Genomic DNA, 26,509 nt, shown 5'->3' on the forward strand with positions numbered 1-26,509 from the left:
GCCCGGGACCGGGTCGGAAGCCGCCCTTCCGGTCGCCTTGCAGGACGAGGCGCCCGAGGTGACTCCGGACACACCGCCGACCGTACGGCCGCGCCGCCGTGTCCTCAGGACCGCCGGCCTGATCGCCGTCGCCGCCGTCATCGGCCTCGTCGGCGGCACCGCCACCGGCTACGGCATCCAGGCCGAACGCGCACCGACCCCGCTGCCCGCGCTCAACCAGCCGGGCCTCGCCTACCCGAAGCCGCTCCCGAAGGGCCAGGAGCCCGAGCCGCTCTCCGCGGCGGAGGACCGGCAGGCGAAGGCGAACGGCGACCTGCGGAAGCTGCTCGTGCCGCGGCCGAAGGGCGCGCGCGCCCACGGGGTGGACGGGTGGCAGTCGCTGGCCGAGTACGCCTCCGTCTACGACTATCCCGGTGGGGCGCTGGAGTTCCAGCTCGACCTGGGCATCCGGCGGGTGGCGACCCGGATGTGGCGGACGGGTGAACACCGGTACACCACGGTCAGGCTCGTCCAGTACCGGGCCGACGCGGGGATCGGCGCCAAGGAGCTCATAGAGGACCAGCAGCGCTACGCGAGGGATGAGGACCGGTCCGACTCCAACGGCGAAGAGGTCAAGGGTTCTCGCAACGGCCGGTACTTCCTCTATCCCGTGCAGCGTGAGGCCGGATACCTGGACTACTACGAGGCCCGTGCGTACATCTGGCGCGGGGACATCGCGGTCGAGATCTACATCGAGGACACGCGGAAGATCGCCGAGAACGACATCCGTTCTCTGGCCGAGCGGCAGCTGGGGCTCCTGTGACCGAGAAGACCGTGGGCCGCAGGCGCCGGCTCCTGACGAACGCACTGACGGCCGTGCTCGTCCTCGGGGCCGTCGGCGGAGGTGTCGCGTACACCGCCGTCACGGTCGAAGGCGCCGACCGGACAGCCCCCACCGTGGGGTGGGCGGAGCCCACCACGACCGCGACGCCCGCGGATCCGGCCGCCGGTCTCGCCGAGGGCCGGGCCTCCACCCCGCTGAGCAAGCTCCTCCTGCCCGTACCGGACGGCTATGTGCTGGGTGCGGACGTCGAGGGGTACGGCAACGACCACGAGGTGGCCGCCAAGGAAGCCGTGGCCCTCTTCAAGCAGACGAACAAGAACCTCTACGGCAAGAAGCGCCGCGAGTTCGAGAAGGAGATCGACAAGCTCGGGGTCCAGGGCATGGCGATGCGCTCGTACGCCGCGGTGGACAGCACCTTCCAGGTGGAGGTGATGGTCCTGCGGATGAAGGACAAGAAGATGGTCCGCGAGTTCTCCGGTGTCCAGAGGGACATGTTCGAGTTCCTGAAGCTGGACAAGGGCCCGAAGATCAAGGACCACGAGAAGAAGGCGGCCTGCTTCCTCGTACCCGAGCCCGAAGAGGGCGCCGAGGAGGAGCGGGAGGACGAGCTGCGGTCCATGATCTGCCAGGCGTACGACGGCGAGGTCATGGTCACCGTCACGGCCTACGGTGCCGCTCCGCTCGACAAGAAGGCCGTGGCCGAGCTGGTGAAGCAGCAGCTCGATCACATCGAGTCCCCGGGGGAGTACGTATGACCGCGCAGACGATCGAGACGGTGGAACCGGTGGAGCCGGTCCCGGAGGCCCCGGCTCCCGTCGCCGCCGCTCCTGGTCGTACCCGTCGGGTCCTGTGGGCCGTGGCCCGCTGGACGGCGGCCGTCGCCGTGTGCGGCGGCGTGGGCGCCGGGACCGCCATGGGGATCACCGCGCTCGACCGGAACGAAGTGCCCGGTCTCGCGACCGAGAGCGACGGCCGCTGGGAGTACCCGCAGCTCAGGCTGCCCGCCCTCCCGGCGGAGCGGCCGCGCCCCTTCACCGAGGGCAACGACGGCGAGATTCACTACGCCGACGTCCGGAAGCTGCTGCTGCCCGCCCCGGCGGGCGCCACCGTCGACCCGAAAACGAACGGCGGCTGGGTGTCCGAAGGCGCCTATCTCGCGGGTTACAGGGAGAAGGATCGTGCACGGGTGAAGGAGGCCCTGGACGACACGACCCTTCGCCACATCACGGGCCGGGCCTGGACGATGCCTGACGGTACGGAGACCCGTGTCCTCCTGCTGAGGTTCTCCTCCGTCGCCTACGTCGACCTGATGCACAGGAACCTCACCAGCGACTGGGAGGGGGCACTGCCCGCGGGGGTCGCGGAGGCGGAGATCCTCGACCAGGTACCGGATGACGTCCGGGTGCCGGAGGTGTCCACGTACGCGTACCAGGAGAAGAAGCCCTACGGCCCCGAGCAGACCCGCTGGGCCTACGTCACGGCCGGTGACACGCTCGCCATGGTCAGCCAGACCCGGAAGGGCGGGGTGCTCGCCGTGCCCTTCCAGCAGACCGTCGTCCTGCAGGCGCAGTTGCTCGGCTGATCGTCCGCGAGACCCACCTCACCGAGTGGGCCGGACCCCAGCCCACTAAGCTGGGGTCCGGCCCGTTCCGCCTTCACCGCTCAGTCGAGGAGCACCCCGTGATCATTTTCTTCGAAATCTTGCTGGTCCTGGTCGCCGTCGGCGTGCTCGCCTTCACCGGACTGGCTGTGAAGAAGCTGTACCAGGGCCAGCGCTAACCACTTCTAGAGAACGCCAGAGCTGCTCATGATCGAGATCCCGTCCGACCTCAATCCGGACCTCGTCCCCCTCGCGTTCCTGCTCGGCACGTGGGAGGGCGCGGGCGTCTCCGACTTCCCCGGCGCCGAGAAGTGCAACTTCGGCCAGTCCGTGACGTTCAGCCACGACGGCCGGGACTTCGTCGAGTACCACTCCCACTCCTGGGTCCTGGACAACGAGGGCAACAAGGTCCGTCCGCTGGAGAGCGAGAGCGGCTACTGGCGCATCGACAAGGACCGCAAGGTCGAGGTCGTCATGGTCCGCGACGACGGCGTCGTCGAGATCTGGTACGGCGAGCTCGCCGACCAGAAGCCGCAGATCGACCTGGCGACGGACGCAGTCGCCCGGACCGCGGCCTCGGGCCCGTACTCCGGTGGCAAGCGCCTCTACGGCTACGTCAAGAGCGACCTCATGTGGGTGGGCGAGAAGGCGACCCCCGAGGTCCCGCTGCGGCCGTACATGTCGGCGCACCTGAAGAAGGTCGTGACGCCGGAGGAGGTCGCCGACATGGCCCGCAACCTCGGCGACCTGCCGGACGACGGCATCGCGTTCTTCCGCTAGAGACCTATAGGTGCGCGCCGCGCCCTCCTACACTGGAGGGCGTGGTGAGCACCGACTGGAAGAGCGACCTGCGGCAGCGCGGCTATCGGCTGACGCCGCAGCGTCAGCTTGTCCTGGAGGCCGTCGACGCGCTGGAGCACGCGACGCCCGACGACATCCTCGTCGAGGTCCGCAGGACCGCGTCGGGGGTGAACATCTCCACCGTCTACCGGACCCTGGAGCTCCTGGAGGAGCTCGGTCTCGTGAGCCACGCCCATCTGGGGCACGGCGCTCCGACGTACCACCTCGCCGACCGGCACCACCATCTGCACCTGGTCTGCCGGGACTGTTCCGGGGTGATCGAGGCGGACGTCGAGGTGGCCGCCGAGTTCACCGGGAAGCTCCGGGAGACCTTCGGCTTCGAGACGGACATGAAGCACTTCGCCATCTTCGGGCGATGCGGGGACTGCGCGAGGAAGGCCACCGGCGCGGAGTCGTAGGCGAGTCGTAGGCTTTCCCTCATGAAGAGCCCTCTGCTGTCGCTCCCGGGTGCCGTCGCCGCCGAAGGCCGCGACGAAGGTGTCGCCGCGCACTACGGCGACCTGTTCCGTGAACAGCGCACCCTCGCCGAAGGCCACGGCTTCGTCGACCTCTCGCACCGCGGTGTCGTCACGGTCACCGGTGACGACCGGCTGAGCTGGCTGCACCTGCTCGTCACCCAGCACATGACGGACCTGCCGCCCCACCGTGCCACCGAGGCGCTCGTACTCTCCGCGAACGGGCACATCGAGCACGCCCTGTACCTCGTCGACGACGGCGAGACCCTGTGGGCGCACGTCGAGCCGGGGACGCGGGAGGAGCTGGTCGCGTACCTGGAGTCGATGAAGTTCTTCTACCGGGTGGAGGTCGCCGACCGTACGGACGAGATCGCGCTCGTGCACCTTCCGGCCGGTTCCATCGCCGAGGTGCCCGAGGGTGTCGTCGTACGGGAGACCCCGTACGGCCGCGACCTGTTCCTGCCGCGCCCCGACCTGGAGTCCTTCGCCGGCTCCCACGGGCCGGCCGCCGGGATCCTGGCGTACGAGGCGCTGCGCGTCGAGGCGCACCGGCCCCGGCTCGGCTTCGAGACCGACCACCGGACGATCCCGCACGAGGTCGGTCTCATCGGCAGCGCCGTCCACCTCCAGAAGGGCTGCTACCGGGGGCAGGAGACCGTCGCCCGGGTGCAGAACCTGGGGAAGCCGCCGCGCCGCCTCGTCTTCCTGCACCTGGACGGCAGCGAGGTGCTCCTGCCGGGGCACGGCACCCCGGTGCGGCTGGCGGCCGACGGGGAGGAGGGCCGGCAGCTCGGCTTCGTGACGACCTCCGCCCGCCACCACGAGCTGGGCCCGATCGCCCTCGCCCTGGTGAAGCGGAACGTACCCGTGGACGCGCCGCTGATCGTCGGGACGACGGCGGCGGCGCAGGAGGTCGTCGTCGAGCCGTAGGACGCGATCTTGGGGGGGCAGAGCTCGACCAGAGCCCGATCGGAGCTCGACCAGAGCCCGATCAGACCTCGATCAGTACCGTGAACGGGCCGTGGTTCGTGAGTGAGACGCGCATGTCCGCTCCGAAGCGGCCCGTCTCCACGTGCGCGCCCAGTTCCCGCAGCCGGTGCACGACCTCGTCCACGAGGGGTTCGGCGACGGGGCCCGGCGCGGCGGCGTTCCAGGTGGGCCGGCGGCCCTTGCGGGCGTCCCCGTAGAGCGTGAACTGAGAGATCACGAGCAGCGGCGCGTTCACGTCCGAGCAGGACTTCTCGTCGTCCAGTACCCGGACGGACCAGAGCTTTCTGGCCATTTGGGCGGCCTTCTCCGGGGTGTCCTCGTGGGTCACCCCGACCAGTACACACAGCCCCTCGCCGGTGATCTCACCGACGGTCTCCCCTGCGACGACGACACTCGCGCCGTCGACCCTCTGCACTACTGCACGCATGCGCCCCAACCTACCGAGTCGCCCGCAGGCCGGTGGATGAGGGGCCGAACGGGTGCAGAGCGCCTGCACGCGCGCGTGCAGGAGTGGCACCATGCGTGTCAGGCGGTGCGGCTCCGCACCGGTCGAGGGGACGATTCTGATGAGTGCACCTGGCACCGGGCCGACGCCGTTCGGCCCCGTACCGCTGATTCGCGCCGGAACCAGGGGCGGAGGTGGACCGGGCGGAGGCCCGGCCACGCGCCCACCCGTGCAGCGGACCGCCGAACCGGCCCTGCCGGACCGGGCACAGCCGGACCTCGGGGCGCTGCGGCTGCCCGAGCTGCGGGCGCTGCGCCGGGAGGCGCAGAGCGACGAGGCCGACCTGAGCTATGTGCGGAGGATGCTCCAGGGGCGGATCGACATCCTGCGCGCCGAGCTTGCGCGGCGGACCGATCCCGAGTCCCCGGTACTGGACCGGCTCTCCGAGATCCTCGCCGACGTGCCGTCGCGGCATCGCAGTTCGGCCCGGCACGTGACGCTGTCGACGCCGCGGAGCGAGGAGTACCGGCGGCTCGCGTCCGAGATGCTGTCGGAGGTCGAGCTGTCGGACCTGACGGCCCGTACGGACGACGAGCTGCACACGGCGATGGGGCGGCTCGCGGGCTACGAGCAGCAGATCTCCCGGCGCCGGCAGCATCTCCAGCGGACCGCCGACGAATGCAGCGCGGAGATCGCCCGCCGCTACCGGGAGGGCGAGGCCCAGGTCGACGACCTGCTGGCCTGACCCGGCCGGGAGCGTGCGGGAACCCGGGTGCGGACACTCGGGTGCCGAAACCGGGGGCGGAGAGTCGGGTGCCGGAACCAGGTCGCGGAAACTCGGGTGCGGGCGCGAAAGGGCCGTGCGTAGGGTCGGAGGATGACTGTCGACGTACGCACGGTGGCGGAGTCCGAGTTCCCCGACTGGCAGCGGGCCCTGCGCACCGGGTTCCTCCGCCCGCCCGTCGTGTCCGACGAGGAGGCCGCCGACCGTCTCGCGCACGTCGGCCTGGCGCGGACGCTCGGGGCCTTCGACCGCGGCCGGATCGTCGCCACCTTCCGGTCGTTCCGGCAGGAGGTCAGCACGGTCGGCGGGGGCAGCGTCACCGCCGACGCGATCAGCCAGGTCACGGTCTCCCCGACGCACCGCAGGCGCGGCCTGCTCAGCCGGATGATGGCCGCCGACCTGGCCGCCGCGAAGGAGCGGGGCGACGCGGTCGCGACGCTGATCGCCGCCGAGTACCCCATCTACGGGCGGTTCGGCTTCGGCACGGCGAGCTGGATCACCGAGTGGAGCGTGGACGTCCGCAGGGCGGGGCTCGACCCGCGCCGTTCGGGCCGCCCGGACGACGGCGGCCGGATCGACCTGACCGACGCCGAGGAGATCCGCAAGGTCGGCCCGGAGGTGCACGCGCGTCTCGCCGGCGTCCGGGCCGGGGTGACCCGCCGCACCACACGTGACTGGGAGGTGGGCACCGGCCTCGGGGTGCAGGAGGAGCCGTGGCGGGAGCGGTTCTACGCGGTGTACCGCGCCGAGTCCGGCGAGGTCGAGGGCTATGCGGCCTACACGGCCGACGACAAGTGGGACGACGCCAAGCAGCCGCTGAACACCGCGACGGTACGGGACCTGATCGCCTGCACCCCGGCCGCCGAGCGCGCCCTCTGGCACTTCCTCTGCTCCATCGACTGGATCAGCACGGTCCGCTCCGGCTACCGGGCCCCCGACGACCCGCTGCCGCTGTTGCTGCCGGACCCGCGCGCGGCGAGGACGCTGACGTACGCGGACATGCTGTGGGTGAGGGTCCTGGACGTCGTCCGGCTCCTGGAGGGCCGGACGTACCCGGTGACGGACGGCCTCGTCCTCGACGTGCGGGACCGGGACGGGTTCGCGGGCGGCCGCTACCGGCTCGACGCCTCCCCGGACGGCGTCTCCTGCGCCCGTACGGACGAGACCGCCGACCTCGCCTTCGACATCGCCGAGTTGGGCACGCTCGCCTTCGGTGACGAGTCGGCGGTACGGCTCTGCCGGCTCGGACGCGTCGAGGAAGTGACGGCAGGTGCCGCCACGCGCGCCGACCTGCTGTTCCGCACGCCGCTGCGGCCCTTCTCGCCCGACATCTTCTGATCCCGGCACGGGATCGGGGACGCGTTTCCGTGCCGGGCCCAGCGCGTCACTAGGATCGAACGTCGGGTGTGCGAGGTGCCGGGAGGCGGCGGGTTATGGCGGGTGGCGAGAGCGGCAGGGGTGACGGGCTGCGCGAGCGGAAGAAGGAGCGCACCCGGCAGGCCCTGTCCGACGCCGCCGTCGCGCTCTTCCTGGAACGGGGCTTCGACTCCGTCTCGGTCGCCGAGGTGGCCGCCGCGGCCGAGGTCTCGAAGCCGACCCTCTTCCGGTACTTCCCTGCCAAGGAGGACCTGGCCCTCCACCGGTTCGCCGATCACGAGGACGAGGCGGCCCGGGTGGTGGCCGCCGGGCGCCGCACGGGCACCGCCCCGCTCGACGCGCTGCACGCGCACCTGCTCGACGGGCTCGCCCGGCGCGATCCCGTCACGGGGCTCTGCGATCACCCTGCCGTTCTGGCGTATCTGCGGCTGCTGTACGGCACGCCGGCCCTTGTGGCGCGCATGCACGCCTACCAGCTGAGGTCGGAGGCGGCCCTCGCGGACGTGCTCGCCGGTGATCCTCTCGGTGCCCGGCTCGCCGCCGGGCAGATCGTGACCGTGCTGCGCATCCTCGCGGAGGAGAACACGGCCCGGATCGCGGGCGGGGAGACGGTGGAGGCGGTGGAGGCGGACGCGGTGGCGGCAGCGCAGCTCGCGTTCCGCGCGCTGCGCGAGGGGCTTCCTTACTGAGCCTCCCGCCGGACCGCACCCTCTGCGTGAACAAGCCCCTTCGCGAGCGGCCCTTCGCGTGAACAAGTAAAGAATGTAACTCAGTAACGTTTTCCGTTAGGCTTGCCGGAATGACGTCACTGGACCTTGAGCTCGCGCGCGAACGCTCCCACCACGACGCCTGCCGCGCCGCCCTGACCCGCATGACCGAGGACGTGGCCGAACAGGTCGTCACCGGCGAGGACACCGCCGCGTCCGGCGCCGACGCCGAGGCGCTCGGCAGACACCTCCGCAGCCGCGCCACGGAGATGCGGGAGCAGCCGCCGGGACCCCTGTTCTTCGGACGCCTCGACCGCGAGGACGGGCAGACCCACCACATCGGCCGCCGCCGGATCGCCGAGGACCCCGCCGCCCCGCCGCTCGTCGTCGACTGGCGCGCCCCCGTCTCCCGCGCCTACTACCAGGCCGGTGCCCACGACCCGCAGGGCGTCCTCCGGCGCCGCCGCTTCGGATGGGCCCCGCAGAGCCGGGGCGTCTCGGACGACCTGACCGCCCTGGAGGACGAACACCTCACGGCCGGTGGCGGCGATACGGCCGGCGGCGGCGAGGCGGTCAGCGTTCTCCTCGCCGGGGAGATCGAGCGCCCACGGGTCGGGCCCATGCGGGACATCGCCGCCACGATCCAGCCCGAACAGGACGACCTCGTACGCTCCGAGCCGGCCGCCTCCCTGTGTGTCCAGGGCGCGCCCGGCACCGGCAAGACCGCCGTTGGCCTGCACCGGGCCGCGTATCTCCTCTACACCCACCCGCAGCGGATCCGCCGTTCCGGCCTCCTCGTCCTCGGTCCGCACCGCGCCTTCCTCTCGTACATCTCCGAGGTGCTGCCCGCGCTCGGCGAGACCGGCATCCGGCAGGCCACCCTCGACGAGGAGATCGCCCGCCATCCGGTGCGCGCCGAGGACGGCGAGGCCGCCGCCCTCGTCAAGCACGACGCCCGGATGGCCGGGGTGCTGCACCGAGCGTTGTACGGCCGGGTCGATCCGGCCCCGGCGGCCGACCTCGCCGTCCCCGACGGCTCGTACCACTGGCGGCTGCCGGCCGCCCTGCTCGCCGAGGTCGTCGCGGCCGTACGGGAGGAGGCGCCGCCCTACGCGACGGGCCGCGAGCGGGTCCGCGCCCGGGTCGTACGGGCCCTCCAGCTCCGGGCCGAGCGCCGGTCGGGACCGATGGGCGCGGCCTGGGCGCGGCGGATCGAGCGGGCGCGGGCGGTGACCGCGTTCCTCGACGCGTGCTGGCCGAGGACGAGCCCGGAGGAGGTGCTCGCGGGGGTGCTCGCCGACCCTTCCGATCCCGTTCTGACGGAGGCCGAGCGGGCCGCGATCCGTTGGGACCGGCCGCCGCGCTCGTACCGCTCGGCGCGCTGGACCGCCGCCGACCTGGTCCTCCTCGACGAGCTGGCCGGCCTCGTCGAACGTCCTGAGAGCTACGGCCACGTCGTCGTCGACGAGGCCCAGGACCTCTCACCCATGCAGTGCAGGGCCATCGCCCGCCGCACCGCCTTCGGCTCGCTCACCGTCCTCGGGGACCTCGCCCAGGGCACCACCCCGTGGGCCGCCCGCAGCTGGCGTGAGCAACTCGCCCACCTGGGCAAGGCCGAGGCGCCCGTGGTGCCGCTGACCCTCGGCTACCGCGTCCCGGCGGCCATCGTGGACCTCGCCAACCGGCTCCTTCCGCACCTCGGCGCGGACGTACCGGCGGGCCGGTCCGTCCGCAGGGACGGCGAGGTGGAGGTCCGGCGGACGACGGACCTCCTCGCCGCGACCCGCGAGGCCGTGCGGACCGCGCTCGCGCGGGAGGGCTCGGTGGGCGTGATCACGGCCGATCGCCTGGCCGATTCGGTGGGGGAGGCGGTGCGCGCCTGCGGGGCGGGGGAGCGGGTGGCGGTGCTGCCCGCTACGGGCGTCAAGGGCCTGGAGTTCGACCACGTCGTGGTGGTCGAGCCGGCCGCGATCGTGGCGGCCGAGGCGCGCGGGGCGAACCGGCTGTACGTGGTCCTCACCCGGGCGGTGTCCAGGCTGACGCTGGTGCACGCGGCGGAGCTTCCTGGGTGGCTGAGGGCGGAGTGAACCGCGAGCGGGGTGGCTGAGGCCGGAGTGAACCGCGAGCGGGGTGGCCGAGGGCGGAGTGAGGGGAAGCGGAGGCGCTGGGGCGGTGGGCTGTGGCGGGGACGCCTCTACGCCCCGGTCTCCCCGTACAGCGAGGTGAGTTCGGCGCCGATACGGCTCAGGGCCGCCCGCGCCTCGGGCGGTTCCAGGAGTTCCACGCGGGCGCCCAGGCCCGCCAGTTGGGCGGCGATCACCTCGGGCGAGGGGCCGTCCGCCTCCATGGGGCGCCAGCCGTCGGGGGCGCGTTCCCCGTACCGTATGCGCCCGCCGAGCAGCCCTTCCAGGACCGCTTCCGTGCCGGGGGCGGCCCGGCCCCGTACCGTCGTGGCGACCATCCGGTCCTCCATCCGGGCGGCGAGCGCGCGCCAGGCGGTGGGCAGGTCGAATCCCTCGGGGCGTACGGCGGGGGCGCCGGTCTCCGTGACCGAGGTGACGCGGTCGACCCGGAAGGTGCGCAGGCCGTGCTCCGTGTCCGCGACGAGGTAGCGGACCCCTGACTTCGAGGCGATTCCCAGCGGGTGGACGGTCCGTTCGCGCGGCTCCCCGCCGGGGCGGGCATAGCCGATCCCGACCTGCCTCGCCTCCACCACCGCCCGCTGGAGCGGGCCGAGGTGGGCCTCCTCCGTCTCCGTGCCCGCCCAGTCCGTGCCGTCGGAGACACCGGCGCGGGCGGCGGCCTCCGCGCCGTCCCTGAGGGGCGCGGGGAGGGCCCGTACGAGCTTCCGCAGGGCGGTCCTGGTCTGCGGGCTCGTGTGGGCGTCGGTGCCGGTGAGGAGGAACAGTCCGCGGATCTCGGGGGCCGTGAGGCCGGTCAGATCGGTGCGGGCGCCGCCGACGAGGGACCAGCCGCCGCCCTGCCCGGCCTGCGAGTACACCGGGATCCCGGCGCTCGCGAGCGCTTCGAGGTCCCGGCGTGCGGTGCGCTCGGACACGTCGAGTTCGGCGGCGAGTTCGGCGGCGGTGACCCGTTGCCGGGTCTGGAGGAAGAGCAGGGCGGCGACGAGTCGGTCGGCTCTCATGGCGTCATTGTCGCCGTGCTCGCCGCCGTGCTCGTCGCCGCCTTCGGGGCCGTGCCCGTCACCGCGCCTCTCAGTGGGTCGCGAGGGCCTTCGGGGGGTTCGGTGCGGTGGTCGCTTCGGGCGCCTGGGGCGCCGCGGGTGCTTCCGGGCGGGGAGCGGTCGGGCGGCGCAGGACGGTGAAGGTGAGGGCCAGGGCGACGAGGAGGAGACCGGCGCCGACGCCGAACGCCAGGTGGTAGCCGCTGGTCAGGGCCTCGGCGGCGGGGCTGCCCGCCTCTGTGAGGGACTCGGTGCGGGAGGCGGCCAGGGTGGAGAGGACCGCGACGCCGATCGCCATGCCGATCTGCTGGGTGGTGTTGAAGAGGCCGGAGGCCAGACCCGCGTCCTTCTCCTGGGCACCCGACATGGCGAGCGAGGTGAGGGCGGGGAGCGCGAGGCCGAAGCCGGCGGCGAGCAGCATCACGGGGAGCAGGTCGGTGACGTAGTCGGCCTGGACGGGGAGGCGGGTCAGCAGGCCGAGGACGCCGACGAGCAGGAGGAGGCCGGTGAGGAGGATGTTCCGCTCGCCGAAGCGGGCGATGAGGCGGGCCGAGACGCCGAGCGAGACGGCGCCGATGACGAGCGCGGCGGGCAGCATCGCGAGGCCGGTCTCGGCTGCTCCGTAGCCGCGGACCTTCTGCAGGTAGAGCGCGACGAGGATCTGGAAGGAGAAGAGCGCGGCGACCATCAGCATCTGGACGGCGTTGGCGCCGGAGACGCTCCGCGAGCGGAGGATACGCAGCGGCATCAGCGGGTTCGCCGCCTTCGCCTGGCGGACGAGGAACCCGGCCAGGAGGGCGAGGGCGAGGGCCCCGAGACCCAGCGTGTGCGCCGAACCGGCCCCGTACTCCTCGATCTTGACGACCGCGTAGATGCCGGTCATCAGACCCGTGGTGACGAGCAGCGCGCCGATGACGTCGGCGCCGGCGCCGAGCCCGAGGCCGCGGTCGGAGGGGAGGGCGCGGAGGGCCACGAGGAGGGTGGCGATGCCGATGGGCAGGTTGATGAAGAAGATCCAGTTCCAGGTGAGCGCGTCGGTGAGGACGCCGCCGAGGACCTGGCCGAGGGAGGCGCCCGCGGCGCCGGTGAAGCTGAACACGGCTATGGCGCGGGCCCGTTCGCGTGGCGCCGTGAAGAGGGTGACGAGGATGCCGAGCCCGACCGCGGAGGACATCGCGCTGCCGACGCCCTGGAGGAAGCGGGCGCCGATGAGGACCTCGGGCGATGCGGCGACCCCGGCGAGGAGGGAGGCGGCGGTGAAGATCCCGGTGCCCGCGAGGAACATCCGCTTGCGCCCGATCAGGTCGCCGAGGCGGCCGGCGAGGAGGAGGAGCGAGCCGAAGGCGATGAGGTAGGCGTTGACGATCCAGCTGAGTCCGACGGGGGTGAAGCCGAGGTCGCTCTGCATGGCGGGCATCGCGACGGTGACGATGCTGCCGTCGAGGACGGTCATGAGCATGCCCGTGGAGAGGACACCGAGGGCGAGTCCGGGGGAGGGGGCGCGGGGGGAAGTGCGGGCCGGGGTGGGCATGAGGGTCACTCCTGTTCGGTGGGGGCAACAGGAGTGACATTAGCAGAAGGTTTTGTTGCAGACTATTTTTTACGGAACGAATGTCGGGGTGTCCGGGGTCGGTGTGCGCCGTGACGGGCGAGGTCAGGCGCGCTGGCGTGCGCGGCGGGCCGTCTTCGGACCCTCGGCCGGGGTCTCCAGGTGGCCCGTGGCCAGTCGGTTCAGGGCGCGCAGCAGGGTCGTGCGCTCGTCGTCGGGGAGGGAGGAGAGGGCGCCCTGGTGCACGCCGTCGACGATCTTCTGGCTCTCCTGGGCGACCTTCGCCCCCGCCTCGGTCACGGCGATGATCCGGGCTCGCCGGTCGGTGCTCGACGGCCGGCGCTCGGCGAGCCCGGCCTTCTCCAGGGCGTCGACGGTCACCACCATGGTGGTCTTGTCCATGTCGCCGATCTCCGCGAGCTGCGCCTGTGTGCGCTCCTCCTTCAGGGCGTGGGTCAGCACGCAGTGCATGCGGGGGGTGAGTCCGATGGCGCCGAGTTCGGCGGCCATCCGGGTCCGCAACACGTGGCTGGTGTGGTCGAGGAGGTAGGAGAGGTCGGGCTCGGTCCGGGTGGGTGCCATGGCTGTCATGCCTCCCAGGGTAACCAGGGTCGATCCGTCGCGGATTATCGAGAAGCGGACGAGTGGGGACGGACCTGGGGTCGGACCTGGGGCTCGGACTTCGCTGCTCGTGCCCCGGCTTCGTCACGATGGAGGCATGACGATCGCGCCACTGCTCTTCCTGGACGTGGACGGCCCGCTCATCCCCTTCGGGGCGAGCGGCGGGGCCCACCCCACGTACCCGCCCGCCCCGCCCGCGTCCGTGAGCCCGCTCCTCGCACGGCTCGACCCCGCGCAGGGACCGCGGCTCGCGGCACTGCCGTACGCGCTGGTGTGGGCGACGACCTGGCAGGAGGATGCGAACACCTGGGTCGCCCCGCGTCTCGGGCTGCCCGCTCTGCCTCTGGTGGGGTGGCCGGACGAGGAGCCCGCGCCTGCGGCGGGCCTCCACTGGAAGACGGCGGCGCTCGTGGCGTACGCCGCCGGGCGACCGTTCGCGTGGGTCGATGACGAGATCGGCGCCGCCGACCGCGAGTGGGTCGCCGCCCATCACCGGGGCCGGGCGCTGCTCCACCGGGTGGACCCCTGCCACGGACTCAGGGCGACGGACTACGAGACGCTGACGGCTTGGGCGGGGTGAGCGGGGCTGTCGGCCTGGGCGGGGTGAGCGGGGCTGTCGGCAGGACCGGCCTGACGGCCGGCCGCGGTCAGAGGCCCCTCGCGCCGTCGATCCGCTCCCGCAGGAGGTCCGCGTGGCCGTTGTGGCGGGCGTACTCCTCGATCATGTGGACCAGGACCCACCGCAGGGACACCGTGCCGCGCCAGGCGTCGTGGCCCGAGACGTCGAGGTCCGGGGCCTCGGCCGTGAAGCGGTCGGCGAAGTCCACCGCCGCCCGCCAGGCCTCCCAGGCCGCGGCGGCCGTCGCCGGGTCGGATGCGGCGCCGTCGAAGTCGCCGTCCGGGTCCGCCGCGGAGGACCAGAGCGGGCCGGCGTCGTCCTGTCCGGCAAGGACCTGCCGGAACCAGCGCCGCTCGACGTCGGTGAGGTGCCGGACGAGGCCGAGCAGCGACAGGGTGGACGGTTCGACGGACCGCCGGGCCAGCTCCGCCGCCCCTTCCAGGCCCGCGCACTTCAGGACCAGGGTCGCGCGCTGGTCCGCGAGGAACCCGGCGAGCATCCGCCGCTCGTCCCCGGTCGAGGGACCGGAGAAGCGGCGGAACCCGGTGGGGACGCCCGGCTCGGCCAGGCCGCCCGGCTCGTCGAGAACCTCCGCGCGGCGCCGCCGGGGGTGCGGGGCGGGGCCCGTCATGCCCGCTCACCGGCCGCCCGGTCAGGGGAGGCGGACTGGCGGGGCACGGACGCGGCGGCGCGGGCCCGTTCGCCGGCCACCGGCGGCGGGGCGAGAGCGACGCCCGCCCCGGTCAGGATGCCGAGGTCGAGCTCCCAGGCGTACCGGGAGCGGTCCTCCCAGACGGCGAAGGCGGCGCGGACGTGCTCGCGGGCCTGCGGCTCGCTCATCCCGGTGACCTTCACCAGGTGGGCGAAGGCCTGCTCCTCGACGCCGCGCACCTGGGCGAGGCCGAAGTGGGTGACGGTGTGGCAGTCGGTGCAGAGGCAGATGAGCCGCTTGAGGATCTGGACGCGGGTGGTCGCGTCGAAGGCCCACCGCTCGTGGACCTCCAGCCACCGCCGGGTCTCGCGGTCCTCGCCCGCCCCGCAGGCCTCGCAGCGCTGCCCGGCCCGGCGGGTGACCATCCGGCGCAGCCGCTCCCAGTCCGTCTGCGCCACGCAGGACCGGACATGGGTGAACCAGCAGGTCCGCGGCACGAGATCGACGAAGAGGCCGTTGCCGAGGGTCCGGTCCTCGCCGGGCAGCAGGTCGGGGACGTCCGCGGCGGCGGCCCACCGGGCCAGTTCGGCCATCCCGGGCCGGGGTGCGTACCACCGCTTGGCGGCGGGATCCCAACGGGCCCCGCCGCGTTTCGCCGCGTCCTTCTCGGCGTACGGTACGTCCAGCCAGACGCGTTCAACCGGCATGCTCAGCCTCCCTGTTGGGCACGCACACATGCTGACACGCGGGAGGCGGAGCCGGGTGGGTCACGCGGTACGGGCAGGGCTACGCGGTACGGGGCTTGCTGAACCGGACCACGTTGCCGGCCGGGTCGCGGAACGCGCAGTCGCGGACGCCGTACGGCTGGTCGACCGGCTCCTGGAGGACGTCGCCGCCCGCCGCCCGGATGTGTTCGAAGGTGGCGTCGACGTCGTCCGTGGAGAAGATCACGGCGCGCAGCAGGCCCTTGGCGAGCAGCTCGGCCATCGCCTGCCGGTCGGCGGCGGAGGCGCTGGGGTCGGCGAGCGGCGGTTCCAGGACGATGTCGACGTCCGGCTGCGCGGGCGACCCGACGGTCACCCAGCGCATCCCTTCGTAACCGACGTCCTTGCGTACCTCCAGACCGAGGGCGTCGCGGTAGAAGGCGAGCGCCTTGTCGTGGTCGTCGACGGCGATGAAGCACTGCGAGAGGTTGATGTTCATGTGATCGACGCTACGGTCGGCCGCCGGTTTCCGCTTCTTCGTTCCTGACCGGTCGCTCGCGAACGGGCGAACGATCTCTCACGCGGTCCCTCACTCGATCCCTCACGCGATCCTCACGCGGACGAACCGGAGGCGCTGAGCAGCCGCCGGTCCCGGGAGGGTATGTCGCGCAGGAGGTGCGCGGCAGGCAGGGCCTCCCGTCCGATCCGGGTCAGGTGGTCCAGGGCGGGAGCATGACGGGCCGGTCGTCCGTGGAGGTCTTCCCACCCGCATGCGCGCGACCCCGGCGTCAGTCGTGATCCACGAAGCCGAGAGGCCGACTTTTGCAAGCACCTGCTTGCAATAGTTAGCAGAGGGTGGCATGGTCGGAGCATGGCATCGCTCAACGTCGGCAATCTCGGTGAGTACCTCCGCGAACAGCGGAGGACCGCGCAGTTGTCCCTGCGGCAGCTCGCCGACGCCGCCGGCGTGTCGAACCCGTACCTGAGTCAGATCGAGCGCGGGCTGCGCAAGCCGAGCGCCGAGGTGTTGCAGCAGGTCGCCAAGGCGCTGCGGATCTCCGCCGAGACGCTCTACGTACGGGCCGGGATCCTCGACGAGAAGGAGCGGGACGAGCTGGAGACGCGTGCCGTCATCCTGGCCGATCCCTCGATCAACGAGCGGCAGAAGCAGGTGCTGCTCCAGATCTACGACTCCTTCCGCAAGGAGAACGCGGCGGAGAACGCCGCCGAGGACGCCGCGGAGCACGCGGCCGGGACCGTGGCCGAGAGCGCCGCGGAGCACGCGGCCGGGAGCACCACCCCGTCCGCCCCCACCTCGTCCGCCTCCGTGCCCGATGCCGAAACGCCCCTGAAGTAGCTCGCTCGTACGTCACATCCGGGAGGACCACCAGCATGGCCATCATCGACGAACTGCGTACCCCTCTCTACTTCGCCGCCGGCACCGCCGACCTCGCCGTGCAGCAGGCCAAGAAGGTCCCCGGCCTGATCGAGCAGCTCGCCGCCGAGGCGCCCGCGCGGATCGAGGCCGTACGGAAGACCGACCCCAAGGCCGTGCAGGAGAAGGTGGCCTCGCAGGCCAAGGAGGCCCAGGCCACCGTGCAGTCGAAGTTCGCCGATGTCGTCGGCGGTCTCGACACGGACCTCAAGAAGCTCGGCGAGACGGCCCAGGACCTCGCGCTGCGTGGCGTCGGCGTCGCCGCTGAGTACGCGGTCAAGGCGCGCGAGAAGTACGAGGAGGTCGCCGCCCACGGCGAGGAGGCCGTCAAGGCCTGGCGTGGCGAGGTCGCCGAGGAGATCGTCGAGATCGCCGTCGTCGTCGAGCCGGAGGAGACGAAGGCGGAGGAGACGAAGGCGGCTCAGGCGGAGGCGTCCGGCGATTCCGACGCGTCCGAGAAGGCGCCCGCCAAGAAGCCGGCGGCCCGCAAGGCCCCCGCCAGGAAGACGGCCGTCACCGCTGAGAAGGAGTAGGCCGGGGCACCATGGCGGGTACGAGGTGCGTTGCACCGGGTACCTTGACCGCGAGGCGCTCTTCCCCTCTTCCTAGGCGGTGCTCAGCATGTTGCGCATGGGATTCGACTCCCTTCTCTCTCTGGTGATGTTCCTCGTCTTCACCGGCTTCGCCGTCGCCGCGCTCGTCTTCGCCGCCATGGCGCGCGAGGACGCGTACCGTGCCGCCGAGAAGCAGACGAAGAAGTTCTGGCTGATCATCCTGGGCATCAACCTCGTCGTGAACCTGCTGCTGCCGATGCTGTTCCTGCAGATCGCCGGCGTGATCGCCGCCATCGTCTTCATGGTGGACGTGCGGCCCGCGCTCGCGCAGGTCTCTGGCGGAGGCCGTGGCGGGCGCCGGGGCGGCGGCTCCAGCAGCGACGGACCGTACGGCCCCTACAACGGCGGCCGGTGACCGCGAACGGCGAAGGACCAGCGACAGCGACAGGGCCCGGGGACTACCCCCGGGTCCTGTCCCGTTCCAGGGCCAGGACCGCCACGTCGTCCGTCAGCTCGCCGCCGTTCAGCGACCGGACCTCGGTGACCGCCGCCTGCAGGAGCTCCTCGCCCCGCAGGCCCTCGGTCAGCTGCCGGTTGATCATGTCGACCATCCCGTCCTGACCGAGCCGGGGTGAGTCGGGCCCGGCCGAGCGTCCCTCGATCAGCCCGTCCGTGTACATGAGGAGGCTCCACGCGCCGCCCAGCTCGACCTGCCGGCGCGGCCATCGGGCGCGCGGTAGCAGTCCGAGGGCCGGGCCGCCGTCCTCGTACGGGAGCAGCCGGGCCGCGCGCCCCTGGCGGGCGATCAGCGGCGAGGGGTGGCCGGCCAGGCAGAGGCCCGCCCGGCGGCCGTCGGGCGCGATGTCGACGGTGCAGAGGGTCGCGAAGATCTCCTCGCTCTCCCGCTCGTGCTCCAGGACCTGCTGCATCGTCGAGAGCAGCTCGTCACCGCAGAGGCCCGCGAACGTCAGGGCCCGCCACGCGATCCGCAGCTCGACGCCGAGCGCGGCCTCGTCGGGGCCGTGCCCGCAGACGTCGCCGATCATGGCGTGGACGGTTCCGTCGGGCGTACGTACGACGTCGTAGAAGTCGCCGCCGAGCAGCGCGCGCGAGCGGCCGGGCCGGTAGTGGGCCGCGAACCGCAGGTCGGAGCCCTCCAGGAGCGGGGTGGGGAGCAGCCCGCGCTCCAGGCGGGCGTTCTCCTGGGCGCGCAGGCGGGACTCGGCGAGCTTCACCTGGACGGCGTCGGCGCGCTTGCGCTCGACCGCGTACCGGATGGCCCGGCTCAGCAGCCGCCCGTCGAGCTCCTCGCGGAAGAGGTGGTCCTGGGCCCCGACGCGTACCGCCTCGGCCGCCAGTTCCGCGTCGGCGGAGGCCGCGAGCGCGAGGACGGCGTGGCGCGGGGCGAGGCGCAGGATGTGCCGGAGCGGGGCGAGCGGGTCGTCGCCCGCGGCGGCCCTGGGGCCGGGCAGGGAGAGGTCGACGAGGACGCAGTGGACGTCGTCGGTGAGGAGCCGCTCGGCCTCGGTGAGGTTGCGGGCGGTACGGATGCGGACCCGGGTGCCGGCGGCGTCGGCCTCGTCGAGCAGTTCGGGTACGGCGAGGACACCCGCCGGGTCGTCCTCGACGACCAGGAGAGTGAGATCGGTGCGGTCGGTGCCTGTGACTGTGCCTGTCATAGCGGTGGCGTCCATAGCGGTGGCGTCGCCGGGTCCCGCAGCAGCAGAGACGATTCTCTGACGCGGTACGGATACGGGCATCGGTCCGGGTTTCCTTCCCTCCCCCCGAAGGTGCGCAGGGCGCCGGGTGGCGTCCCGCCCGTCCCGGACCATAGCGGTAGGGCGGTGCGCAGCGGAATGGCGCTCGGCGGGGGAGCGGCCGTGGCGGGATTGGCATATGCCGCGGAAAGGGAGGTACTTGCCTGGGTGTGCTGTGCGGGAGCCCCCTGGAGGCAATGAGAAACGTCACGCCACGGTGCGGCCTCCCGCTCCGGCGGCGCCGTGCACTGCGTCACATCGGCCGCACGACCCCAAGGATCTCCATCGAGCCCGCCCCCGCGATCGTCACGTCCCGCCCGGGGCGCGGCGCGTGCACCATCGAGCCGTTCCCGATGTACATCCCGATGTGGCTCGCGTCCTTGAAGTAGACGATCAGGTCGCCGGGCCGCATGTCCTTCACGTCCACGCGCGGCAGCAGTCGCCACTGCTCCTGCGAGGTGCGCGGTATCGGCCGGCCCGCCGAGCCCCAGGCGCTCTGGGTCAGCCCCGAGCAGTCGAACGAGTCCGGTCCCTCCGCGCCCCACACGTACGGCTTGCCGATCTGGGCCGTCGCGAACGCGATCGCCTTCTTGGCCTCCGGCGTCGCGGTCGCGCTCAGGCCGGCGAGGACGCCGGTGCCGAGCCAGGTCGTCTGGGCCCGCTGCCGTTCCTGCTCCTCCAGGCGCCGCAGCCGCTCCCGCTCCTCCGCGGCGAGCTCCGACTCCAGCTTCTTCGCCGCGGCGATCTTGTCGTTGATCTGCTTCTTCGCCTGGGCCTGCTTGATGCGGTGCGCTTCGAGCTTGGTCCAGTTGGCGCCCGCGTCCTTCGCGTACACGTCCAACTGGGCCTGGGTCCGCGTCATCTCACCGAGGAGGTCGGTGGTCGCCTTCGCGCCGTCCCTGAGCCGGCCTGCGGCGTCGAGGAAGAGCTGCGGGTCGTCGGTGAGGACGAGCTTCGCGCCTTCGGGGAGTCCGCCGTTGCGGTACTGGGCACGGGCGGCGGCGCCCGCCTTGGCCTTGAGGTCCTCGATCTTCTCGCGGCCGGCCACGATCATCCGGGCGACCTTGACGAGCTCGGCGGACTGCTCCTTGGTCTGCTCCTCCGCGAGGTTGTACGCGTCGGTCGCGACGGCGGCCTGCCGATAGAGGGTGTCTATCTCCTCGCGCACCTGCTCCAGGGTCTTCTTCGGAGGAAGCGGCGGGTACGGCGCGGCGGCGGCCTGGAGGGTGAGCGCGGGGGAGGCCAGCACGGTCAGGGCGCAGATCATGGTGATCGCTGCGGTGGCGTGGCGGCGTCGGTTCACGAGCTCCCCCTCGAATGACCAATCCGATGACTGATGACTGATGTCTCAATCTGATTTACCGTCAGTAACTTGCGGTGACCTTGGCGATAGTGCCATGCGAAACCGCAAAACGACAGGGGAAACCGGGGCTTGTCGGACCCGTCTCCCCCACGGGGGACGCGTGAGGCGTGCGTGACGTTCCCGGCGTACGGGAAATTCAGCGGGAGTTGGGGAAAGACGGGGGTCCGGACCTCCTCAACCCCGAGGCGCCAGCGCCTCCCACCGGACCGTCACCTCGCCCTGGCGCCAGCGCCGGGGCCCGTCCGCAAGCGGCCAGTCCGCCGCCAGGTCGCGGACGGCACGGATCCAGCGCTGCCGGGCGCCGAGCGAGGCGTACGGGGCGGCCGCCGCCCACGCCCGGTCGAAGTCCCGCAGGAACGCGTGCACCGGCTCGCCCGGCACGTTGCGGTGGATCAGCGCCTTCGGCAGCCGCTCCGCCAGGTCCGAGGGGCGGTCGAGCGAACCCAGCCGGGTCGCGAAGGTCACCGTGCGCGGCCCGCCGCGGTCGAGCGCCACCCACACGTGCCGGCGCCCGATCTCGTCGCAGGTCCCCTCCACGAGCAGCCCTCCGACGTACCCGCCGGGCCCGGCCCCGGCGGGGTCCGGGGCCGCGAGCCGCCCGCACAGCCGCTGCCAGACGGCCGCGACCTGCTCCTCGTCGTACTGGCGCAGCACGTTGGCCGCCCGGATCAGGGAGACCTGGCCGGGCACCGGCACCTCGAAGCCGCCGTGCAGGAACGAGAGGCCCTCGTGTTCGTACGGCTTCGCGGCCTCGACGCGGGCGGGTTCGATCTCGATGCCGTAGAGGCGGGTACGGGGGTCGGCGGTGCGCAGCCGGGCGAGGAGTTCGACGGCGGTCCAGGGGGCGGCCCCGTAACCGAGGTCCACGGCGACGGGCGGCTCGGGGGAGCGGCGCAGGGCGGGGCCGTGGACGGCGGCGATCCAGCGGTCCATGCGGCGCAGACGGTTGGGATTGGTGGTCCCGCGGGTCGGTGTGCCGACGGGGCGGGTGGTGCGCGGGGCCATGGCACGAGCGTAAAGGGTCGTGGCCCGCCGTTCGCGGCCCGGGCGCGGGCCCGGCGCCACGCCCGCGCCCCGCCTCCGCGGCGGCAATGAATTGGCAAAGCACCCCGCCGACGGAAATGAAGGAGGCCATTCCGGTGTTCTGCCGGGTGGAGGACGTCCGCGCCCTCCGAGAGCCATGCCCGACAGACCGATCCTGCCCGCCCCACCAGCCCAGCCCCGCCCCACCAGCCCAGCCCCGCTCCACCAGCTAAGCCCCGCTCCACCAGCCCAGCCCCGCCCCACCAGCTCAACCCCAGACCGCCCCACCAGCTCAGCCATCCAGGCCCCCGAGCGGAAGGACCGCCGACGTGAGCCAGTACGTGTCCCGGTTCGCCGGAACCCGGCACCGGCACCCGGCACCATCCCGGCTCCGGCTCCCCGGCCGGAACCGCAGCCCGCGCCGGGTGGCCATGCTCAGCGTCCACACCTCCCCGCTGCACCAGCCGGGCACGGGCGACGCGGGCGGCATGAACGTCTACATCGTCGAGCTGGCGAAACGTCTCGCCGCCATCGACATCGAGGTGGAGATCTTCACCCGGGCCACCACCGGCGGCCTCCCCCCGGTCGTGGAACTCACCCCCGGTGTCCTCGTGCGCCACGTCGACGCGGGCCCGTACGAGGGTCTGGCCAAGGAGGAGCTGCCGGCCCAGCTCTGCGCCTTCACGCACGGCGTGATGCAGGCGTGGGCAGGTCACCGCCCCGGCCACTACGACCTCGTCCACTCCCACTACTGGCTCTCCGGGCACGTCGGCTGGCTCGCCGCCGAACGCTGGGGCGTCCCGCTCGTCCACGCCATGCACACCATGGCGAAGGTCAAGAACGCGGCGCTCGCCGAGGGCGACACGCCCGAACCCGCGGCCCGGGTGATCGGCGAGACGCAGATCGTGTCCGCGGCCGACCGCCTGATCGCGAACACGGCCGAGGAGGCCGACGAGCTCGCCCGTTTCTACGAGGCCGATCCCGGCAAGATCGCGGTCGTCCACCCCGGCGTGAACCTCGACCACTTCCGCCCCGCCGACGGTCGCGCCGCGGCCCGCGCCCGGCTCGGGCTGCCGCAGGACGCCTTCATCCCGGTCTTCGCGGGCCGCATACAGCCCCTGAAGGCCCCCGACGTGCTGCTGAAGGCCGCCGCGGTGCTCCTCGACCGGGACCCGTCGCTGCGCTCGCGCATGATCGTTCCGGTGGTCGGCGGCCCGAGCGGCAGCGGTCTCGCCAAGCCGGAGGGGCTGCAGAAGCTGGCCGCCCGGCTCGGCATCGCGGACGTCGTGCGCTTCCACCCGCCGGTCGGCCAGGACAGGCTCGCCGACTGGTTCCGCGCGGCGAGCGTCCTCGTCATGCCCTCGTACAGCGAGTCCTTCGGTCTGGTCGCCATCGAGGCGCAGGCGGCCGGCACCCCGGTCGTCGCGGCGGCGGTCGGCGGCCTGCCCGTCGCCGTACGGGACGACGTGACCGGCTTCCTCGTGCAGGGGCACGACCCGGCGGACTACGCCCGCGCGCTCGGCCGGTTCGTGACGGACCCGGCCCTGTCGGCCCGGATGGGCGAGGCGGCGGCCCGGCACGCCGGTTCCTTCGGCTGGGACACGGCGGCCTCGGGCACGGCCGACGTGTACACGGCCGCCATGCACGACCACCGGCTGCGCGAGAACCGCCGTCGCGTACGCTCCCACCATGGCTGAGACCGAGGACGTCCGGCGGATCGTCGAGGACACCTTCAAGGACGCGGAACTGGAGTGGGAGTCCCCCGAGGCGGGCTCTTACGTGGTCAAGCTTCCCGGCACGCGGAAGCTCTTCACGACGCTTTCGCTGCGCGTCGGACGCCACTCGCTCTCGCTCAACGCCTTCGTCATCCGGCACCCTGACGAGAACGAGGCGGGCGTCCACCGCTGGCTGCTCGAACGCAACCTCAAGCTGTACGGGGTGAGTTACGCGGTCGACGGCCTCGGCGACGTCTACCTCGCGGGCAAGCTGCCGCTCGCCTCCGTCACGCCCGAGGAACTGGACCGGCTGCTCGGCTCGGTCCTGGAAGCGGCGGACGGCGACTTCAACACGCTCCTGGAGCTGGGGTTCGCGTCGGCGATCCGGCGCGAGTACGAGTGGCGGGTCTCGCGCGGCGAGTCGACCCGGAACCTCGACGCGTTCAAGAACCTGACCCAGAAGCCGACGCGCTGAGGCGCGCGGAAACCTCCCTCTACCGCCCCCTTCCCGCAAGGGCCGGGCGGTGCCATGCTCACGCCCAGCATAAATCTGAACACCGTTCATATACGTGAAAGGTTCAGGGGCATGGCACTCAGCAGAAGGCGGTTCGTCGGCGGCGCGGTGGCAGTGGCGGGAGCCGCGACGGCAGGCCTCGGCGCGACGGGGTTCACCCCACCCACCCGTTCCGCCGGACCACCCACCCGCTCCGCCGCACTCTGGCGCGAGTTCGAGACCACCCCCTACACCCACCCGCAGATCCCCTACGTGGGCCGCGCCGGGGCCCACGGCGGCGCCCGGCGCTCACCCCGCCCGCCGGTCGTGGCCGACGCCCTCGCCTACGGGGCCACCCCCGACGGCTCGGCGGACTCGGCGCCCGCGATCAACCGCGCCCTCGCAGAGGCGGGGGAGCGGGGCGGCGGCACCGTCCTCCTCCCGCCCGGCACGTACCGGATCGACGACTACCTCCGGATCGGCCACAGCGGAGTGGTCCTGCGCGGCGCGGGCTCCGGCCGTACGACCCTGCTCGCCACCCGGAACCTCACCGAGCTGATCGGCCCGTACGGCTCCCGTTACGGCGGCGACAAGTCCTCCTGGTCCTGGGCCGGCGGCCTGATCTGGCTGTCCCCGCACGCCCGGCATGCCTCCCTCGTCTCCGCGATACGGGACCGGGCCTGGCCCTTCGAGGGCTGGACCGGCAACCGGCGCGACGAGTGGACCACCCTCACCGCCGTCCGCCCGGCCCGCCGCGGAGACCACACCGTCACGGTCGACGACCCCTCGGCCCTCCTGCGCGGACAGCTGGTCATCCTCCGCCTCGCCGACGATCCCGCCCACACCCTCCTGCGGCACATGGCGGGCGGCGGCCCGGGCCCGGAGGCGTACACCTGGGACGACAGGACGAAGCTGACCAGCTACGTCCCCTACGAGTGGCCCGTACGGATCACCGCCGTGCGCGGCCGGACGGTGGCCCTCGAACGGCCGCTGCCGCTCGACGCGCGCCCCGAGTGGGACCCCCGGCTCGTCTCCGGGGTCGAGCCGCTCACCGGCTCAGGGGTGACCGGCCTGACCCTGGAGGCCGTGGAGACCCCGCAGGCACCGCACCTCCTCGACAAGGGCCACAACGGCGTCACCTTCCAGTGCGCGTACGACTGCTGGGCCGAGGACGTGGTCGTCCGGCACGTCGACAACGGCTTCGGGCTCGTCGCCGCCTCCGCCTGCACCCTGCGCCGCACCCGGGTGGAGGGACGCGGCTCCCACCACCCGTACTTCTGCCGGGAGAGCGCGCACGACAACCTGGTCGAGGACTTCCACATCGCCGCCCGCACCGTCCCCGCCCCGGCCGGAACCCAGCTCCACGGCATCAACGTCGAGGGCCTGTCCAGCCACAACGTCTGGTCGCGCGGGGTGATGGAGATGGGCACGTTCGACACCCACCGCGGCATGCCCTTCGCGAACGTACGGACCGAGATCACCGTCGAGAACAACGGCCGGCACGGCGGCGACGCCTCGGCGGGCCCGCTCTACGGAGCCCGGTTCGCCCACTGGAACGTGACGGTGACCAACGGCAGGGCCGGCCTGGTGAAGATCGACACCGTCGCCCCGTACAGCGCGACGGTCGGCATCAGCGAGGTCCGAGAGTTCGACCAGACCGACGTCCCGGACTTCACGGGCGACCTCCACGCGCGCGTGGAGGCGTACGGAAGCCCGGCCTCGGTGCGCCCGCGGAACCTGTACGAGGCACAGCGGGCGCTCAGAAGGCGATGACGACACCGGCACGCACGCCGGCACCAGCGGTCGCGCCCGCACCGGCGCCCGCACCGGCGCCCGCGCCGCGGCCGGCCGCCGCCGCGCGGTACTGGCCCGGCGTGGTGCCGAACTCGCGGCGGAAGGCGTGCGAGAGGGCGTACGGCGTGGCGTAGCCGACGCGGCGGGCGACCGTGGCCAGCGGATCCGGGGTGTCCCTGAGCAGGGCGGCGGCGCGGGTCAGCCGCCACCACGTCAGGTACGCCATCGGGGGCCGGCCGACGAGCGCGGTGAAGCGGCGGGCCAGGGTGGGCCGGGAGACGCCCGCCTCCGCGGCGAGCCGGTCGACGGTCCACGGGGCGGCCGGGTCGGAGTGCAGCGCGCGCAGCGCGGCGGCGGTCACCGGGTCCCCCAGTACGGCCGGCCAGGCTCCGGCCGTGGCCTCGGCCATCCAGGAGCGGATCATGTAGACGAGCAGCAGGTCGAGCAGGCTGGGCAGCGCGATGGACGAGCCGGGCCGCCGCTCGTCCAGCTCGCCGCTGAGCAGACCGATGGCGGCCCGCAGTTCGGGGTGGCCGCCTCCCCGGTGCGGGAGGTGCACGAGTGACGGGAGCTCCGCCAGGAGCGGATGCGCGCGGCTGTGGTCGAGCCGGTACTTGCCGCAGAGCATCTCCACCTCGCGCTCGTGCTCGCGGAGGGCGGGCAGCGCAGGGCGCGGCAGGGGCCCGTCGGCCCACCGGGTGAACGGCACGGCCCGCCCGACCGTCGCCGCGTCGGCGGGCGAGTCGGCGATGACGTGCCCGGTGCCGTGCGGCAGCAGCACCGCGTCCCCCGCGCCCAGGGCCACCGGGTCGCCGCCGTCGGGCAGCAGCCAGCAGTCGCCTTTCAGGACGATGTGGAACCCGGCGCCGTCGTACGGATCGAGCCGCGCGCACCAGCTGCCGCCGACCCGCACCCGGTCGGAGGAGGGCCGTCCGACGCGGACGGCCGAGATCGCGTCGCTCACCACGTCCATGCCGGAAGCGTAGTGCTGACAGCCGATCAGG

At 72.8% G+C, this 26,509-nt stretch carries 28 protein-coding genes; 17 read left to right on the top strand and 11 right to left on the bottom strand.

What is annotated here, in order from left to right:
• Nucleotides 1–58: 58 nt before the first annotated feature.
• The 6 genes from ACIA8N_RS23515 to ACIA8N_RS23540 all read left to right on the top strand — a co-directional run bounded on the left by ACIA8N_RS23515 (nt 59) and on the right by ACIA8N_RS23540 (nt 4,669).
• Nucleotides 59–802 carry a hypothetical protein gene (locus ACIA8N_RS23515; RefSeq protein ID WP_365783140.1) on the top strand — a complete coding sequence of 248 codons (744 nt, stop codon included), beginning with the start codon at nt 59–61 and terminating at the stop codon, nt 800–802.
• On the top strand, nt 799–1,578 hold the full coding sequence (locus tag ACIA8N_RS23520; protein WP_365783138.1) for a hypothetical protein: 780 nt from the start codon (nt 799–801) through the stop codon (nt 1,576–1,578). The genes ACIA8N_RS23515 and ACIA8N_RS23520 overlap by 4 nt, the downstream gene beginning before the upstream one ends.
• Nucleotides 1,575–2,405: a hypothetical protein gene (locus ACIA8N_RS23525; protein WP_365783136.1), complete on the top strand. Its 831-nt coding sequence runs from the start codon at nt 1,575–1,577 to the stop codon at nt 2,403–2,405. The genes ACIA8N_RS23520 and ACIA8N_RS23525 overlap by 4 nt, the downstream gene beginning before the upstream one ends.
• A 225-nt stretch (nt 2,406–2,630) precedes the next feature.
• Nucleotides 2,631–3,203, top strand: a complete 573-nt coding sequence (locus ACIA8N_RS23530) for an FABP family protein (protein ID WP_030218907.1) — start codon at nt 2,631–2,633, stop codon at nt 3,201–3,203.
• 41 nt (nt 3,204–3,244) lie between these two features.
• Nucleotides 3,245–3,682, top strand: a complete 438-nt coding sequence (locus tag ACIA8N_RS23535) for a transcriptional repressor (protein ID WP_365783134.1) — start codon at nt 3,245–3,247, stop codon at nt 3,680–3,682.
• A gap of 21 nt (nt 3,683–3,703) precedes the next feature.
• Entirely contained in the window at nt 3,704–4,669 is a 966-nt protein-coding gene (locus ACIA8N_RS23540; protein WP_365783132.1) for a folate-binding protein, read from the top strand.
• 61 nt (nt 4,670–4,730) lie between these two features.
• Here the strand turns inward: ACIA8N_RS23540 and dtd are convergent, their stop codons facing one another.
• On the bottom strand, nt 4,731–5,156 hold the full coding sequence (gene dtd / locus ACIA8N_RS23545) for a D-aminoacyl-tRNA deacylase (protein WP_365783130.1): 426 nt from the start codon (nt 5,154–5,156) through the stop codon (nt 4,731–4,733).
• 139 nt (nt 5,157–5,295) lie between these two features.
• On the opposite strand from dtd, the gene ACIA8N_RS23550 reads away from it, so the two are divergent.
• The 4 genes from ACIA8N_RS23550 to ACIA8N_RS23565 all read left to right on the top strand — a co-directional run bounded on the left by ACIA8N_RS23550 (nt 5,296) and on the right by ACIA8N_RS23565 (nt 10,129).
• Nucleotides 5,296–5,919, top strand: coding sequence for an ABC transporter substrate-binding protein (locus tag ACIA8N_RS23550; protein ID WP_365783128.1), 624 nt, complete (start codon nt 5,296–5,298; stop codon nt 5,917–5,919).
• A 132-nt stretch (nt 5,920–6,051) separates the two neighbouring features.
• A complete protein-coding gene (locus ACIA8N_RS23555; protein WP_365783126.1) occupies nt 6,052–7,296 on the top strand; it encodes a GNAT family N-acetyltransferase in 1,245 nt (414 codons plus the stop codon).
• A 95-nt stretch (nt 7,297–7,391) separates the two neighbouring features.
• The gene (locus ACIA8N_RS23560) at nt 7,392–8,024 is read left to right on the top strand and encodes a TetR family transcriptional regulator (RefSeq protein ID WP_365783124.1); all 633 of its coding nucleotides are present in this window, start codon (nt 7,392–7,394) and stop codon (nt 8,022–8,024) included.
• 110 nt (nt 8,025–8,134) lie between these two features.
• On the top strand, nt 8,135–10,129 hold the full coding sequence (locus tag ACIA8N_RS23565; protein WP_365783122.1) for an AAA family ATPase: 1,995 nt from the start codon (nt 8,135–8,137) through the stop codon (nt 10,127–10,129).
• A gap of 107 nt (nt 10,130–10,236) precedes the next feature.
• Here the strand turns inward: ACIA8N_RS23565 and ACIA8N_RS23570 are convergent, their stop codons facing one another.
• From ACIA8N_RS23570 to ACIA8N_RS23580, 3 genes are all read right to left on the bottom strand, one after another.
• Nucleotides 10,237–11,187, bottom strand: a complete 951-nt coding sequence (locus tag ACIA8N_RS23570) for a WYL domain-containing protein (protein WP_365783120.1) — start codon at nt 11,185–11,187, stop codon at nt 10,237–10,239.
• A gap of 70 nt (nt 11,188–11,257) precedes the next feature.
• Nucleotides 11,258–12,757: an MFS transporter gene (locus ACIA8N_RS23575; RefSeq protein ID WP_365783118.1), complete on the bottom strand. Its 1,500-nt coding sequence runs from the start codon at nt 12,755–12,757 to the stop codon at nt 11,258–11,260.
• Nucleotides 12,758–12,880: 123 nt separating this feature from the next.
• Nucleotides 12,881–13,366: a MarR family transcriptional regulator gene (locus tag ACIA8N_RS23580; RefSeq protein WP_365783116.1), complete on the bottom strand. Its 486-nt coding sequence runs from the start codon at nt 13,364–13,366 to the stop codon at nt 12,881–12,883.
• A 127-nt stretch (nt 13,367–13,493) separates the two neighbouring features.
• On the opposite strand from ACIA8N_RS23580, the gene ACIA8N_RS23585 reads away from it, so the two are divergent.
• Complete coding sequence (locus ACIA8N_RS23585; protein WP_365783114.1) at nt 13,494–13,976, top strand: hypothetical protein; 483 nt, start codon at nt 13,494–13,496, stop codon at nt 13,974–13,976.
• Nucleotides 13,977–14,043: 67 nt separating this feature from the next.
• Here ACIA8N_RS23585 and ACIA8N_RS23590 read toward each other — a convergent pair whose 3' ends face one another.
• The 3 genes from ACIA8N_RS23590 to ACIA8N_RS23600 all read right to left on the bottom strand — a co-directional run bounded on the left by ACIA8N_RS23590 (nt 14,044) and on the right by ACIA8N_RS23600 (nt 15,870).
• Complete coding sequence (locus ACIA8N_RS23590) at nt 14,044–14,514, bottom strand: DinB family protein (protein ID WP_365783221.1); 471 nt, start codon at nt 14,512–14,514, stop codon at nt 14,044–14,046.
• Between the two features lie 128 nt (nt 14,515–14,642).
• Entirely contained in the window at nt 14,643–15,374 is a 732-nt protein-coding gene (locus ACIA8N_RS23595; RefSeq protein ID WP_365783112.1) for a DUF5710 domain-containing protein, read from the bottom strand.
• A 79-nt stretch (nt 15,375–15,453) separates the two neighbouring features.
• Nucleotides 15,454–15,870: a VOC family protein gene (locus ACIA8N_RS23600; RefSeq protein WP_365783110.1), complete on the bottom strand. Its 417-nt coding sequence runs from the start codon at nt 15,868–15,870 to the stop codon at nt 15,454–15,456.
• 372 nt (nt 15,871–16,242) lie between these two features.
• Between ACIA8N_RS23600 and ACIA8N_RS23605 the strand changes: the two genes are divergently transcribed.
• From ACIA8N_RS23605 to ACIA8N_RS23615, 3 genes are all read left to right on the top strand, one after another.
• Nucleotides 16,243–16,728 (top strand): helix-turn-helix transcriptional regulator, encoded by a 486-nt coding sequence (locus ACIA8N_RS23605; protein ID WP_365783108.1) that lies wholly within the window; start codon nt 16,243–16,245, stop codon nt 16,726–16,728.
• Between the two features lie 35 nt (nt 16,729–16,763).
• Nucleotides 16,764–17,339 carry a hypothetical protein gene (locus tag ACIA8N_RS23610; protein WP_365783106.1) on the top strand — a complete coding sequence of 192 codons (576 nt, stop codon included), beginning with the start codon at nt 16,764–16,766 and terminating at the stop codon, nt 17,337–17,339.
• 88 nt (nt 17,340–17,427) lie between these two features.
• The gene (locus ACIA8N_RS23615) at nt 17,428–17,775 is read left to right on the top strand and encodes a DUF2516 family protein (protein WP_030218866.1); all 348 of its coding nucleotides are present in this window, start codon (nt 17,428–17,430) and stop codon (nt 17,773–17,775) included.
• 43 nt (nt 17,776–17,818) lie between these two features.
• Here the strand turns inward: ACIA8N_RS23615 and ACIA8N_RS23620 are convergent, their stop codons facing one another.
• From ACIA8N_RS23620 to ACIA8N_RS23630, 3 genes are all read right to left on the bottom strand, one after another.
• On the bottom strand, nt 17,819–19,054 hold the full coding sequence (locus ACIA8N_RS23620; protein WP_365783103.1) for a PP2C family protein-serine/threonine phosphatase: 1,236 nt from the start codon (nt 19,052–19,054) through the stop codon (nt 17,819–17,821).
• Nucleotides 19,055–19,370: 316 nt separating this feature from the next.
• Nucleotides 19,371–20,420: a C40 family peptidase gene (locus ACIA8N_RS23625; protein WP_365783101.1), complete on the bottom strand. Its 1,050-nt coding sequence runs from the start codon at nt 20,418–20,420 to the stop codon at nt 19,371–19,373.
• 234 nt (nt 20,421–20,654) lie between these two features.
• Entirely contained in the window at nt 20,655–21,485 is an 831-nt protein-coding gene (locus ACIA8N_RS23630; protein ID WP_365783099.1) for a class I SAM-dependent methyltransferase, read from the bottom strand.
• Nucleotides 21,486–21,832: 347 nt separating this feature from the next.
• On the opposite strand from ACIA8N_RS23630, the gene mshA reads away from it, so the two are divergent.
• The 3 genes from mshA (at nt 21,833) to ACIA8N_RS23645 (ending at nt 25,484) form a co-directional block, all read left to right on the top strand.
• Complete coding sequence (gene mshA / locus ACIA8N_RS23635) at nt 21,833–23,200, top strand: D-inositol-3-phosphate glycosyltransferase (protein WP_365783097.1); 1,368 nt, start codon at nt 21,833–21,835, stop codon at nt 23,198–23,200.
• Nucleotides 23,193–23,693: a YbjN domain-containing protein gene (locus ACIA8N_RS23640; protein ID WP_365783095.1), complete on the top strand. Its 501-nt coding sequence runs from the start codon at nt 23,193–23,195 to the stop codon at nt 23,691–23,693. Before mshA ends, ACIA8N_RS23640 begins: the two co-directional genes overlap by 8 nt.
• Before the next feature lie 111 nt (nt 23,694–23,804).
• Nucleotides 23,805–25,484 carry a glycosyl hydrolase family 28-related protein gene (locus ACIA8N_RS23645; protein ID WP_365783093.1) on the top strand — a complete coding sequence of 560 codons (1,680 nt, stop codon included), beginning with the start codon at nt 23,805–23,807 and terminating at the stop codon, nt 25,482–25,484.
• On the opposite strand, the gene ACIA8N_RS23650 is transcribed toward ACIA8N_RS23645, so the two are convergent.
• Nucleotides 25,471–26,478: an AraC family transcriptional regulator gene (locus ACIA8N_RS23650; protein ID WP_365783091.1), complete on the bottom strand. Its 1,008-nt coding sequence runs from the start codon at nt 26,476–26,478 to the stop codon at nt 25,471–25,473. The genes ACIA8N_RS23645 and ACIA8N_RS23650 overlap by 14 nt on opposite strands.
• Nucleotides 26,479–26,509 lie beyond the last annotated feature (31 nt).

It is taken from the genome of Streptomyces sp. NPDC051822 (assembly GCF_044452745.1).
Classification (GTDB): domain Bacteria; phylum Actinomycetota; class Actinomycetes; order Streptomycetales; family Streptomycetaceae; genus Streptomyces.